This is a genomic window from Mucilaginibacter sp. R-33, assembly GCF_049949235.1.
Lineage (GTDB): Bacteria > Bacteroidota > Bacteroidia > Sphingobacteriales > Sphingobacteriaceae > Mucilaginibacter.
In genome coordinates, this window is sequence record NZ_CP188089.1 from 1673010 (window position 1) to 1688303 (window position 15294).

8 protein-coding genes are annotated in these 15294 nt (G+C 41.1%); 7 read left to right on the forward strand and 1 reads right to left on the reverse strand.

All coding sequences use genetic code 11. The features are described 5' to 3' along the window. Positions 1–125: 125 nt before the first annotated feature. The 5 genes from ACP26M_RS07090 to ACP26M_RS07110 all read left to right on the forward strand — a co-directional run bounded on the left by ACP26M_RS07090 (position 126) and on the right by ACP26M_RS07110 (position 4065). On the forward strand, positions 126–710 hold the full coding sequence (locus ACP26M_RS07090; protein WP_426587443.1) for a Crp/Fnr family transcriptional regulator: 585 nt from the start codon (positions 126–128) through the stop codon (positions 708–710). A gap of 161 nt (positions 711–871) precedes the next feature. Then, complete coding sequence (locus tag ACP26M_RS07095) at positions 872–1450, forward strand: YceI family protein (protein WP_426587445.1); 579 nt, start codon at positions 872–874, stop codon at positions 1448–1450. Positions 1451–1589: 139 nt separating this feature from the next. Beyond that, a complete protein-coding gene (locus ACP26M_RS07100) occupies positions 1590–2078 on the forward strand; it encodes a nuclear transport factor 2 family protein (RefSeq protein WP_426587447.1) in 489 nt (162 codons plus the stop codon). Between the two features lie 44 nt (positions 2079–2122). Continuing rightward, positions 2123–3790, forward strand: coding sequence for a carboxylesterase/lipase family protein (locus ACP26M_RS07105; protein ID WP_426587449.1), 1668 nt, complete (start codon positions 2123–2125; stop codon positions 3788–3790). Between the two features lie 38 nt (positions 3791–3828). Further along, on the forward strand, positions 3829–4065 hold the full coding sequence (locus ACP26M_RS07110; protein WP_426587451.1) for a hypothetical protein: 237 nt from the start codon (positions 3829–3831) through the stop codon (positions 4063–4065). Positions 4066–4529: 464 nt separating this feature from the next. On the opposite strand, the gene ACP26M_RS07115 is transcribed toward ACP26M_RS07110, so the two are convergent. After that, positions 4530–6050, reverse strand: coding sequence for a cellulase family glycosylhydrolase (locus ACP26M_RS07115; RefSeq protein WP_426587453.1), 1521 nt, complete (start codon positions 6048–6050; stop codon positions 4530–4532). Positions 6051–7105: 1055 nt separating this feature from the next. On the opposite strand from ACP26M_RS07115, the gene ACP26M_RS07120 reads away from it, so the two are divergent. Both ACP26M_RS07120 and ACP26M_RS07125 read left to right on the forward strand, forming a co-directional pair. Continuing rightward, positions 7106–11341 carry a two-component regulator propeller domain-containing protein gene (locus ACP26M_RS07120; protein ID WP_426587455.1) on the forward strand — a complete coding sequence of 1412 codons (4236 nt, stop codon included), beginning with the start codon at positions 7106–7108 and terminating at the stop codon, positions 11339–11341. A 760-nt stretch (positions 11342–12101) separates the two neighbouring features. Next, positions 12102–15284 (forward strand): SusC/RagA family TonB-linked outer membrane protein, encoded by a 3183-nt coding sequence (locus ACP26M_RS07125; RefSeq protein ID WP_426587457.1) that lies wholly within the window; start codon positions 12102–12104, stop codon positions 15282–15284. Positions 15285–15294: the final 10 nt, after the last annotated feature.

A 15294-nucleotide genomic window follows, 5' to 3' on the forward strand; every position in this document is an offset into this window, starting at 1 on the left:
TGATACAGTTGCCAGGCAAATCACATCAACTCCATTTCGCGAAATTCTTTTAGCCGGGCGCCGGAAATATTGGACAATATACTGGTAATCAAGAGGCAAAAAATTGCTAATTTAGTGCTCTAATCATGCTCGATAATTTTTTTAATAAACTTTCAAAAGCGATAACACTGACAGAAGCTGACAAAGGAATTTTCAGGCAGCATATCAGTGTAAAGAGACTGAGAAAACATCAATATCTGTTGCAAGAAGGAGAAGTTTGTAAATCGGTGGCCTTTGTGTGTAAAGGTATGCTCCGCTCTTACCTGGTGGACAAAAAAAATAACGAACACATTATACAATTTGCACCGGAGGGTTGGTTTATATCTGACCTAAATAGTTTCATAATAGAAGATATTTCCAATCTGAATATTGAGGCTGTGGAAGATTCTGAATTGATATTAATAAGCAAAGCTGCACATGTATATCTGGAAACCGCAGTTCCCGGATTTTACAAATTTAATTATATGCAGTACCGCGGTGCCTATATGTCGCTGCAAAAAAGATTAACAGACATGTTTATGTTGTCGATTGAAGAAAGATACACCAAACTTTTAAGCATATATCCGGATATTACGCAGCGGGTACCACAACACATGATCGCTTCATATCTTGGGTCAACACCTGAAACGCTAAGCCGTGTCAGGAAAAAAATCTTTGTAAAAAAAGACTGAAGCATTGATCGAAATCAATATTATTTCTTGATTCATGTCAAGATAAGGGAACAGGTTTCACGCTACTTTTATGCCGAAGCTCCTGTTATCAAATTAAGCGTTAAAACGCAGGTTTGTCGGCGCTGAAGCATTCGTTTAACTAAAAAACCAATTATTAAAACATGAAGAAATTATTACTATCTGCGGTGATGCTGCTTTTACAAACCTCGTTATTTGCCCAAACCACCACCTGGAAAAATGATAAAATGCATTCCAAACTTAAGTTTACTGTTACTCATCATTTACTTTCGGATGTGGATGGTTTGTTCAAAAAATTTGATGTGACCATAACAGCGGCCAAACCCGATTTTAGCGATGCCGTTTTTGAGCTATCAGCCGACGTGTCTTCAATCAACACCGAAGTTGAAATGCGGGATAATGATTTAAGAAGTGCTAACTTTTTTGATGCTGCAAAATATCCGGCTATCGTTTTCAAAAGCTCATCAATAAAGGCAGATGGAGCGAACAAGTATAAGCTTACCGGCAACCTAACCATGCATGGCGTTACCAAGCCTGTAACAATGGACCTTTGGTACCGTGGCACAAAAGAAAACCCAAATAGCAAGAAAAACGATGCCGGTTTTAAATTGAGGGGTACATTAAAGCGTTCAGACTTTGATATTGGTTCGGGCACTCCCAATGTACTTGTGAGCGACGAGGTAGAAATTGCAGCTGACGGCGAGTTTGCGAAAGCTAATTGATAATGCCGATCAAGCAATTTACTTTCCTTTGTCAGCCCGATGCACACAAATTATCCTATCAAAGCTATAATCTGATAAGAAATGATATGCTTCGGGTCTGTACGCGATTAAACCTGTATTTTTCTTAAGCAATAATATAATGAAGAAATACATCATTGCCATTGTATTAACTACTTTTGTCACTCGCCAGGCTTATGCTCAGTTGCCTGTAATACCGCTTGGAAATCAAAAATCCTTGCTGCAAAGCAGCAACCCTAAACTTGCAACCAATAAAAAACTTGTGTATGATTGCTGGCGGGAAGTGCTGGAAGCCGGCCATCTTGAATTGGCAGATAAATATCTCGCCGAAAGCTATATACAGCATAACCCAAATGTTCCCACAGGACGAAAAGGATTTGTTGAATTATTTTCAAAATTTGCAAAGCCGAGGCCAATTGTCGACACCATAAAAGCGCCTGTTGTAGCTATTGTAGCCGAGGGTGACCTGGTGGTAATAAGTTTTGCCGCGAAATTGCCGGAACCAACCGACAGCACGAAAACCTATACTACAACATGGTGCGACATGTTTAGAATTGAAAACGGCAAACTGGCGGAACATTGGGATGGGGCGCAAAAAACAAAGAATTAACTGAATAAGCATCTGGTCAAAATATTTAATACAAAATTATGTACGTGTCAAACAGAAGGAAATTCTTAGGGCAGTTGTCAGTTATTACCGCGGCTATTACCCTTCCTAAGTTTGCGAGATCTTCAGTTCAGGCCGATGAGGAATTCATAATAGTTGAGGCGGCTGAAGGCAAGCTTAGGGGTGTAAGAAAGGATGGGGTTTGCTTATTTAAGGGCGTTCCCTACGCCGGAAGGCTCTCGGGCGACAGGCGGTTTAAAAGGCCCGCCAAACTGGAACCGTGGCAAGGTGTCAGGGATGCCCTGGAGTTCGGGCCGCCAGCTATTCAGGGCGATACTTTCAATCCGTCGTCAAGAGAGGATTGCTTGTTTCTTAATATCTGGACACCGGCCAACGACGGCAAAAAGCGACCGGTAATGGTTTATAATCATGGCGGCGGTTTTGCAAATGGCTCCGGCGCGGCACCCGGTCAGGACGGTGCAAACCTGGCAAAATACTTTGATGTAGTAGTTGTGGAAACAAACCACCGGTTAGGGCTGATGGCTTTTCTGTATCTCGAAGATATTGCAGGCCCGGAATATGCGGGTTCTGGTAATAATGGCCTCCTGGATATCGTCGATGGTTTAAAATGGGTGAAAAAGAATATTGCGGCATTTGGGGGCGACCCTGAGAACGTGATGATATTTGGAGAATCAGGCGGCGGGGCAAAAACAAGCTGTTTATATGCGATGCCGGCGGCTGCACCCTATTTTAACAAAGCCTCCATCGAAAGCGGCCCGGGGCTAAGGATGCTGCCAAAAGAAGCGGCAGTGGAAATGACCAAGCTGGTATTCCAGGAACTCAACATCGATCTGAAAGACTGGAAAAAAATCCTCGACGTCCCAGTTAAGGATCTGATCGATGTTCAAAATAAAGTTCCCCGCCTTATGGCTAACAGCGACTACATCCGCAAACACGGCGTTGTAGGTTTTGTTCCTAATAATTTTGCGCCGGTGGTAGATGGTGTTGCACTGCCACATGATCCTTTTGATCCGTTTGCGCCGAAGATATCAAAGGATAAACCGCTGATGACCGGTTGGAATGAAGATGAATGGGCATTTTTTGCCATGTATTCACACGATGTCGGCCCGCTGAAAAGCGATTTTACATTTGACGCATTACAGGCAAAATTTGAACCGGAGTTTGGCGCTGATACGAAAAAAATTATTGAGACCTACAGGCGAACCCTGCCGAACGCGTCGGCAAGCGACATTTGGATGGCTGTAAAATCAATTAATATGATGGGGCTGGGGACGATTGCCATCGCAGAAAGAAAAGCGGAGCAGCACGGCGCGCCTGTATATTTGTATAATTTTGGCTATAAATCGGAAGCAAAAATCCCTGACACGGATTATCCTTTCGGTACGCCGCATGCTATGGATATTACGTTTAAATTCAATAACGAAGTGCCGGGTGCAAAGCCTGGGTTTTTGAGCGGGAACAAGCCTGAGCGCTTTGTTGCATCACATCATATGGCAGAGCTATGGACGACTTTTGCCAGGACGGGTAAGCCTGCAGCGAAGGATGTTCCAGAATGGCCTGCTTACAATTTGAACAATAGGCCGACTATGCGTATTGATACAAATTGCGAAGTAATTTATGACAGGTATAAAGAGGAACTGGCTTTGTGGCGGTCTATCGACAGAATAAGCTATCACCCGCTAAATTCAAGGTGAATATATATGTTTAGCGTTTTACCGGATTATTATCGAGCATGATAACGAAGCGAGTTTCGCCCCGCGTTTTTCCCTTTGCAATCAATTTGGATGCCACCGAAAAAGCTGCTGAACTTTGGCAATTGTTTAACAAGCCATTCAAACACAGCATCAACTGGAAATTATCATTTTTCGATTTTCTGAATGATTCGCTGGTCAGCGCGAACTACACGATCAATTACTGCAAACCATTAACAGAATTGACACCCCGATTGTCATTCTTTTTGAAGGCTTAAAGAAATACAGATAAATTGATCTAAACCTGTTTCAAAAGATATCATCGATCATTGTTACCAAGAACGAAAAGGCATCCATGTACAAACCTGGATGGATTTATGGATTTCGTCGGTATGGCTACAATTAAAGAAGTGGTACTCAAACACCAAAAAAAGAAGGCGGTACTTATAACATTAAGTATCGGTTGACTCACAATCGAAAAATAACTTACATCAACACGAATTATTTTGCTGGGGAAAGCCAACTTAAAAAGGACTTTCTGTAAAAGGCAAGTTTTTGCTTTCCGTGATAACCCCATTTACCGTAGTTCCTAAAGATTAGGAAATGGAAATGAATTGCATCTTTCAACCAACTTAACCCGTCAGCATCTAACATTAAGAAAAATCTCTAACGCCTCATTTAAAACAGAGGCATCAGAGATTTTCGGCAATTTATGAAATAGCCTAATTGATTTTTTTTTTACTTATATTTTCACAAATCCCCATTGCTGATTTTTGCCCCCATAGTAGTCATTTTGGTCGACCGCGCTACCATTTCTGAATGGAACTGCGGGATCAGTCCCTAAAGTAACTTCCAGGGCTTTTCCGCTATTTACGTTGATGATTTTATAGAACCCGTTGTATGTTGGCTGAATTAACCAGTTTTGATTAGCTCCGCCTGTACCTGTATAATCCCACATATCCACGGCACCGCCGTTAGCGCCAGACCAACCCCATACCTCTAAACATTTCCCGCTAACATGCATAGGCGTTAACATGTAGCCGCCATTTGCCGCAGCTTGCACTTTAAATTGCTGATTTGCTCCGGCTACATACTCCCATTGATCTGCCAGCGACCCATTAGCAGTTGCCCAGCCACCGATCTCCAAGGGCTTAAAACTATACCTGTTGATAATCTGGTACACACTACCAACCTGGAATGCCGGGGATGCCCCGGTTTGTGCCCCTTGTACAAGGGCCGCCAAATCCCGTTGATCCTTTACGGCGTAAGTCGATCTATTAATGAGAGACCCGGTATCCCAAAGAAATGGTAGTATACCGTTCCCCGAAGCCTGGTGCATACAGTAATTATACCAATAAGCCCTGGAAGCAAGGTTGAAGTTTAAAGAGTCTCCCATAAGGTTTCGGTCCATTACCGCAAATTCTCCCATTATTACCGGGATTCCATGGTCAACAAATTTTGTCTTCATCATTTGGAAATTTTCGTTAATGGTCGATTCCTCACCCCAAGTCGGATTGTTCGCAACATCGAAGGTGGTGTGATATCCCGAACCCCAATAAAAAAACCTGTTACCATATGATTGGTCGGCGTCCAACAAACAGAAGTTCCAGGGAGTGTAGTTATGGATTTCCACCATCAAACGGTTGGATGCCGGATCTGTTGGCATTGTGTTCATCAGATTGTTCGTATAAACAATATCACCTCCTTTGGGCCCCTGGATAACCAGCGTCCTGTAGCTGTTGTGTCCGCCGGTTGACCTCACCGCGTTGATAAAAGTTTGATGATAAGAAAGTAGAACTCTCATTTCTGTGCTATCCGTTGCGTTAGGTTCATTCGCGCTGGCAAAAAGCAGGTGTTGATCAAAACCACGCATTTGTGTTGCAATTTGTTCCCAAAGTGCTTTTTGTTTGGCATTAACGGCGGCCTGCGCGGTGGTAGTGCAATTAAGCTCCAACCATCCGCCGTCCCAATGTATATTTAATATCGCATACATCCCATCGTTGACGCAGTATTGCACAACCTGCTGCACACGGGCAAGCCAGGCCGGGTCTATTTTTGCAGTTGTTGAATCTGGTACATGTGACCAATTCCAATTGCAAGGGATCCTTATGGCGTTAAACCCCCTTTGTTTATAGCTGTCGATGAGTGCCTGGGTAATATTGGGGTTTCCCCACCCGTTTTCGTTATATTGGGCTTCCATAGTGTTGCCAATATTAATACCCAACGTCATATTTGCAGCGATTTGAGTTGCTGTACTGGTCATCCCTGTTTGATCGGGTGCTAGCGGCGAAATATTGTAACTCGGATAACTGGTGGCGGTTAGCGTTTTAGTGCTCGTTTTAACAAGCGATTTAACGTCCGGGGAAGCGATTTGTTGCTTCTTGCACCTTGTCAATGCCAGGATTGCAAGAATGCATAAAAAATAACTTAAAGTTTTCTTCATAAAAAAATGGTTAGGTCGGCGATGTTTAAATCTGCCGGTATTAATAATTTGGTTAATTGCGTGTGAAAGTGTTAGGTGACCATGTAAAGCGAGGATCTATTTATCGTTAGCTTTAAGGCTTATATATAGGTATTGGTGCAGGCAGTTATATTGGTAACTGCCCTAAGCCAACGGGGTATTAAAAAAAATAATGGTAAGGCAGTTGCCGTTCCGCGTAAAGCGGAGTTTAACATTAGTTTCATTTTTCGATAGGATAAAACAGGCCTGGGCCGGTTTATTTGTTAATTGGTTAGATGTCGTTTTTCAGCAAGCAGGAAACAATTAATGAAAACAAAACAATTAAAGTCAACGAAACACAGCTGCCGGAATAACGGGCATGTTTTAATTAGCGATAGTTGAATTTGTACCGGGTTTGTTAATCGATCAGTAAAATTAGGGAAGAGGCACTTTAATGATAGGGCACAAAAGTCAAAAAAAAGGGCACTAAAAGTTCATTTAAAAAAAACAACGGTCTTTGAGAAATTCGTGTAAACACCGTCTCATTTGAATAAAATTCATAAAATAGTGTAGAAAATGAGCATTAATCATTTTAATAAACTGTAACTAGGAATGTGCCGTACCTTTTAAAATCGGATAGCCTACAAGGTAACGACCAGTAACAGCGTTTTTTATTATGGGAATGCCCGGCAATGATTGTATCATAGCATTACCAACTCGTAGATTTCAGGGTAGGTTATTGACATTCGGCTGATCAACTAACGGAATCGACACTTTTATCTCGTTAATTGCGAATTTATTTTACTTTTATGGTACGGTAGTGTACCGGCTTGCTAAAGAGCCAGGTTCCTGATTTCCAATATCTCAACTAAATTTTAATGCGTGTAAAACTTTATATTGTCGTTTCAGCATTGTTTTTTGCTTACACGAACAATTTTGCGCAAAACAGTCAATACCAGTTTTCGCGGCTCAATATAAGTAACGGGCTGTCACACAACCAAGTCACCTGCATTTTTAAGGATTCTGAGGGCTTCATGTGGTTTGGTACTTCTTCTGGTCTCAACCGTTATGACGGTTATACTTTTAAAGTATTCAAGCACGACGTAAATAATAAAAACTCCATTAATGAAGATTACATAAATAATATTTGGGAAGGACCTGACAAAAAATTATGGATAACAACTCCGGCTGGATATTCTTTTTATGATCCCGAAACGGAACAGTTCAACAATGATGTATCGTCAGTACTTTATTCCCTTAAACTTCCGGGGTATCCGTCCGTTTCCAAGATAATTCACAACGGCAAAGGCGACTTTTGGTTTCTGTATCCCGAGTCGGGCATTTACAGGTATAATGAATTGAACAAAACCACCACACATTATTATCATCACCATAGTTCAAGCCCGTCGTTATATTCAAGTTTAGTTACAGACATTGTGCAGGATACAACCGGCAATCTATGGCTTGCTTATGACGACGGCGTAATAGAGCTATTTGATGTAAAACGCAATGTAATTACTTACCATACAGATATTTTTAAAAAGGCTGCTGATAATAAAGGCAGGAACTACTCGCTAACTATTGACAGTGAAGGCGATCTCTGGGTGTTTACCCCCAACATGGATTCCGGCGTCTATTATTACAGCCGCCGTACGGGACGGTTTCGGTACATCACAAAAGAATCGGCAGAAACGCCGCTTACATCGAACAACATCACTAATATTATTCAAGCCAACGACGGCCTCATGTGGATATCCACTGATCATGGCGGAATAAATTTATTGGATAAAAAAAGGGGGGGAATTACTTATTTACTAAATAGGGAAGATGACCCAAAATCGTTGGGACAGAACACCGTAGCGCTTTACAAAGACAACAAAGGTATTATGTGGGCCCGTACGCTTAGAGAGGGGGTAAGTTATTATCATAAAAATATTATTAGGTTCCCGTTATACAGGCACTTTGCTTCAGCCCCCGCCAGCCTTAAGTTTGAAGACGTCAATAAATTTGTCGAAGATAAAAACGGTAACTTATGGATCGGGACCAATGGAGGCGGCTTAGTTTATTTTGATCGCAAAACAGGCAAGTTTACCCAGTATAAACATGATCCGGGAAATCCGAATAGCCTCACCAGTGATATTATTGTTAGTTTGTGTATTGACCATGATCAGCAACTATGGATAGGTACGTATTTTGGCGGACTGGATCATTTTGACGGAAGAAAGTTTATTCATTACAAACATAATGGCAAGGTACCTACGAGCATTGCCGATGACCGGGTATGGAATATTTTGGAAGATTCATCGAACCGGTTATGGATAGGCACGTTTGCGGCGGGGTTGCAAATGTTTGACAGAGACAAAAAAATATTTTCCTCTCCCTTTAAGCAAACGGATATCAGGTCGCCTTATATATCCGCACTCATTGAGGACACCAAAGGGAATCTCTGGGTAGGAGGATATTTGGGGGTAGATAAAATATTAAAAAATGGACGTGATGTTATACATTATAATAAAAAGAAAAACGACCCTAACAGTTTAATCAATGATGACATTCATAATATCACGCAGGACAGCCGCGGCCTGATGTGGATAGCAACAAGGAATGGACTAAACATATTGAACCCCGAAACCAGCCGTTTTATCTCGCTTACAAAAAAGGACGGGTTGCCAGACAACCAGGTTTTGAATGTATTGGAAGATAACAGCGGGGCCATGTGGCTAAGTACGTCAAACGGCCTGGGCCGGATAACGTTGACACCAGGCAATGGCACCTATAAATTCCAATTTGAAAGTTTTGATGAAACAGACGGCCTGCAGGGCAGAGAGTTCACTGTAAATGCAGCTTTAAAAACCAATAAAGGGGAATTGGTATTTGGCGGCTCGCATGGCTTCAATATTTTCGACCCACTAAGTATACACCCAAATATAGATGAGCCTAAATTAATTTTCACCGGCTTTCAGCTATTCAACAAAAGTATAGCAGCTAATGAAGAAGTTGAAGGCCATGTGGTATTATCTAAAGCAATTTCGGCTACACAGGAGATAACGCTGAAACACAGCGAAAATGTGTTTACCATTGAATTTTCCGCCTTAAATTTCTTTAATCCCAATAAAATAACGCATCAGTATATGATGGAGGGTTTTGATAAAGGGTGGCTTACTGCAAATAATGCTACCCGGAAAGCTACCTATACCAACCTTGACGGAGGCGATTATACTTTTAAAGTACGGGCTATTGGCCGGGAGGGGAAATGGAAACCCAGCTATATAAAATTAAAAATAAAGGTATTGCCCCCCTTCTGGAAATCTACCTTGGCTTATATCATTTACCTGTTGCTGATAACAGTGGCTATCTTATTTATACGCCGGCGCGGGATACAAAAAATAAGAAGACAATTCATAGCAGAGAAAGAAAAAATTGTAGCTGAGCAAGAAAAATTTAAAGCCGAGAAAGAAAAACAGGAAGCAAAATTGATAATTGAACAGGAGCGTCAGGAGATTAAGCGAATGCAGGATCTTGATCAATTGAAAACTAAATTTTTGACCAACGTAAGTCACGAGTTCCGGACACCGATTTCGTTGATTATGGCACCGGTCGAAAAAATGCTTACCCACGCTGATCAGGAACAGAAACAACAGCTGGGCATGATAGGGAAAAACGCCAGGCGATTATTGAACCTGGTAAACCAATTGCTTGATTTCAGGAAGATGGAAGTTCAGGAGTTGAAATTACATACCAAGCCAGGGGATATTGTGAAGTTCATTAACGAGATATACCTTTCATTTACTGATATCGCTGAACAAAAAGAGATTAATTTTATTTTTGATACCTCGATTGATTCGTTGTTTACTGATTTTGACCATGACAAGATAGAAAGGATATTGTTTAACCTGCTATCAAATGCGTTTAAATTTACACTTCCGGGCGGCCAGGTAAGCGTTTTGCTTAATGTAGATGGCGAAACTGCCGACGCCCCGCTTGAAATTAAGGTGATTGATACCGGTATTGGCATCCCGCTTGAAAAACAAGGCAAAATTTTTGAGCGCTTTTTTCAACACGATATTCCCGAATCGATGATTAACCAGGGTAGCGGCATCGGCCTGGCAATTACGCATGAGTTTGTGAAAATGCACGGCGGCGAAATTACTGTTGAGAGTGAGCCTGATCACGGAAGTTGTTTTACCATTAAATTGCCTTTTGTAATCTATAACGGTGGGGAAATAAACCTTCCATCAGACGATGATATTGATAACGACAGCACAAACGACGTTACTCAAAATGAAAGTAAAACTATCGTTAAGCAACCGCGATCAAATAAAAAGCAGGTAGTTCTTTTGGTTGAGGATAACGATGACTTTCGCTTTTACCTGAAAGACAATTTAAAAGAGGTATTCTTTTTAATCGAAGCTTCAAACGGGAGGGAAGGCTGGCAAAAAGCCCTGTCGCAACATCCGGATATTATTGTAAGTGATATCAGCATGCCCGGGATGTCGGGAATTGAGTTGTGCAAAAAGCTAAAGAAAGATAAGCGTACCTCGCACATTCCCGTTGTGCTGTTAACCGCGTTATCGGGCGACGAAGAACAGATCAAGGGTCTGGAAATTGGCGCCAATGATTACATGACAAAACCATTTAATTTTGAAATACTGCTGTCAAAAATCAAAAATATTTTAACCCTTCGGGACACCTATAAACGCACGTACAAAAAGCAGATAGATGTGCAATTGCAGGAAACTCCTTTAGAAAATGAAGATGAAAAGCTATTAAAGAATATAGTTGAGTACATAGAACTTAATATCTTAAACGACAACCTTTCAGTAGATGAATTAGGTCGTCAGATGGGCATCAGCCGGGGATCGCTTTATAACAAAGTTTGGATGCTCACCAACAAATCACCTGGTGAATTTATCCGTTCCATAAGGTTAAAAAAAGCGGCTTACTTGCTTGGAAATAGCCAGATGACCGTTAGCCAGATCTGCTACGAGGTAGGCTTTAATACCCCCAAACATTTTGCGAAAATGTTTAAGGAGGAATATAACATACTACCTTCTGCGTATGTCAATTCCATTCGTCAGAAAAAAAGTAATTCCGAAGCTGAAAGTAAAGAATAATGATCTCTATGCTGTTTTGTTTGCTATAAATGCGAACGAATGAGCGACAAGTTGCCATGCAAGAACCTACATTCAAAACGGTGTTGCAAAATATATTTGTGCCTTTTACCCGGTCGGTAAGCCCCCAAAAGAAATAGCATTTATACAGTAAGCGATAGGCTTGGATGCACCAATTATTGTTTATTTCAAATTTACATGTCAAAACAAAGGCGAAGCCGTTGTCAGCGTTTGTTGGCCGATCAGTGACTATTGGTTATTTGCATTTTTTAAAAACGGTTCGTTTGGCTCCAAATTACAACTTTCGTTCGGTATTTAGGGTAAAATAGGTTGGTTTTAATGCTTAATAAGCTTATTTACAGGTAGTTGTTGAGTTTGGATTTTTGATCCATACTTTTGGATAAAACTACCCTTTCCCTTTTTTTACGTTACCATAGCTTCATCCCCGGAATATGAGTCCGAAGTAATGTCCTTAAAGAACGTTGCTTTTGAACATGTTTTCACCAATAACCAATAGGACCAACAGTTAACTTTTTTGAATTAGTAAACATCCGTCTGGCTGCACCTGAAGTTTTTTAACTGATTGTTCGGGCAGCCGTTTCATGTGAAGCAACTATCAGTAAAGTAGTTTTCGAAGGTTGTTTTTGGTATTGGGCCACCTAAAAGATGTGATAACGAAATAAATTATGAATGAGAGAAAAACCAATTAATTACTAACCAAAAACAATGTACCAATTATCAAACCTTAAAATCCTTTTAAAAGATGGATAAAAATTTACAAAAGAGAGTGAAATATCAGATTTCCTTAATTATCGCGGGTTTATTTTTTTATATATCTGCCCATGCGCAAACCGTAAGCGTTACGGGGAAAATAACAAGCGCCGACGATGACCAGCCGATACCAGGCGTAAGCATTAAGATTAAAGGGACAGCCCTGGGCACCGTGTCCAGCATCGACGGTAGTTATACCATTGCCGCCGAGCCGGGCAAAGTGCTTGTTTTTAGCTTTTTAGGTTATTCGCCACGTGAAATAACCGTGAAACAAACCGGTGCAATTAACGTCAGGCTAAATTCAACATCCAGCCACTTAAGCGAAGTTGTTGTTATTGGTTATGGTACTGCAAAAAGAAAAGATGCTACCGGCTCAATAAGTTCAATAAAGGGAGATGACCTACGCCAAACACAACCAACTACCTTTGACCAGGCCCTGCAGGGAAAAGTTGCAGGGGTTGTGGTTCAGCAGGTGTCGGGCCAACCAGGTGGCGGTGTATCTATTCAAATACATGGCGTGTCTTCTATATCTGGCTCAAATTCGCCATTATATGTAATAGATGGTATTATTATTCCACCGGTCGGTGATCCCGGTAATGGCTCCAATCCATTAAATACTATTAATCCTGCTGAAATAGAATCGATAGATGTATTGAAAGATGCGTCTGCAACTGCTATATACGGTTCGCAGGCAACCAACGGCGTTGTTGTTATTACTACAAAAAGAGGTAAATCAGGTGCTCCACAGGTAGCTTATGATTTCTATGCCGGTTATCAGGAGTTGCCAAAAGCACTCCCTACAATGAACTTGCAGCAATTTGCCACTTTCATTAATGCCAGGGCACAGGCGTGGGGCTTCGATTCAAGGGACGCATTTGCCAATCCTCAATATTTAGGTACCGGTACCAACTGGCAAAAAGAATTATTCCGAAAAGCTCCGATGAACAGTAATTCACTTCGAGTAAGCGGCGGCGATGATAGGACCCAATATTCACTTTCAGGCTCTTATTTTAACCAGCAAGGGATAGCTGCCGGGTCTGTATTTAAAAGATCATCAGTACGGTTTAACCTTGATAATAAAACCACCAAATGGCTAAAAATAGGAACCAGCCTTCAATTAGCTCACGTTTCTGAAAACCAAAATTCTACTGCCTCTGGTGTAATTGGCAGTGCGCTATTCCTTACACCCGATGTTGCTGTAAAAAACGCCGATGGCTCCTGGGGGGGGGTTACCAACACTTCCGGTTATGTGACTCCAGTTCCCAACCCGGTGGCGTTAGCCCAACTTAACAAAAACGTTAGCACAAGAAATCAAGTGTTTGGTAACGCGTATGTCGAAATACAGATTACTAAAAATTTAACATTACGAAATGAAGTATCCGGTAATTTCGATTTTAGTAACCGGGATTATTTTTATCCAACTTTTGCTTTTGGTAAATATGTTAAAGGTACTAATGATGGTGGCTCAAGCATGAACCAAAACTTTTATACGGTATTACGCAATTTCCTAACTTATAGCCAATATTTCAGTGAATTTAATTTCAAAGTTTTAGCAGGGCACGAAGGGCAGTCAAGCTCTTTCGAAAATGTTGGCGGCTCACGGAATAATTTCCCTTCAAACAATGTGCAGACCCTTAATGCCGGCGATGCTATCTCGGCCAAAAACTCAGGCGATAATGGTCTCGGCAATTCATCGGAAGCCTATTTCGGTCGGGTTGATTTAAACTTTTATGATAAATATCTGATCACCGGTAATATACGTGGCGATGGTTCTTCAAATTTTCCACCCAACAATAAATGGGCTACTACCTATTCAGGGGCATTTGCCTGGAAAATTAATCATGAGTCATTTTTGAAAGGTGTAAATGATATAAATGAGTTGACACTGAGACTTGGTTACGGCCTTACCAACAATCAAAACATACCAGGCAATACTTTTGCAACCCAACTTAATACGGTGGTTAATGGCTTATCGGGTATAGCACAGTTTCAAGGTAATTTGGCAAATCCTTACATAACATGGGAAAAAACAAAGGATTTCAATGCCAGCCTTGACGGAACGTTTTTTAACGGGCGCTTAGGTTTTTCATTTGGTGTTTATCACCGCTTAACAAACGGACTATTGTTAAGGGTTCCACTTCCTTTATATAGCGGTGCTTCCCAGCAGGGCGAGGGATCCATGCAAGCGCCTTACGCCAATGTGGGTTCTATGAGCAATAAAGGGTTTGATTTAAGAATCAGTACTACAAATATTAGTTCTAAAGCTTTTACATGGAAAACTGATTTTACCGTATCGCGTAATATTAATAAAGTGCTCAGTTTAGGTGCAGGCGGAGCTGATGCTAACCTAAGCCAGACAGCATATATAAGTCCCACCCAAAAACTCGTAGTCGAAAAAACGATGGTTGGTCAGCCCATTGGCGAATTTTATGGCTATATATTCGATGGCATATTTTCAAAGCAAAGTGATTTTCAAACACATGCCTTGCCTGTTGACCAAAGCGGTAAACTTTATCCAATTTCGCAATCCGGTGGAGGTATTTGGTACGGCGACCGTATGTTCAAGGATTTGAATGGCGATGGTGTTATCGACTCAAAAGACCAAACCTTTTTGGGTTCCCCGATCCCCAAATTTCAGGGTGGGATTAACAATACAGTTACCTTCAAAAATTTCGACCTGAGTATTTTCTTCAGTGGCAACTATGGCAACAAAGTATTTAATCAATTGGCTGTAACACAAACCAATTCGCTAAACAATACTAACTATTTTGCATCGGTATTAAATTACGCAAAATTGGCTTTAATAAATCCCGCCGGCTCTGCATCTGATGTTAACAATGTATACGTTACCAACCCAAATACCACTATTGTAGGTTTGAGAAATGATAATACCAACGAAAATTATCGTTCTTCCACTTTGTTTTTCGAAAATGGTTCATTCCTGAAGTGCAAAAACATCACATTAGGTTATAAGTTGCCGCAAAATATTTTATCAAAAATACGCGTGAGTGCTTTTAGGATATACGGTACCGTGACCAATGTGTTTACCATTACAAAATACTCGGGCATGGATCCTGAAATTGGCTCATGGAATCCACTTCAGGCTGGGTGGGACAATGGTTATTATCCTCAGCCACGCACATTTACTATTGGTGCAAACATAACCTTTAACTAATAGATCAATC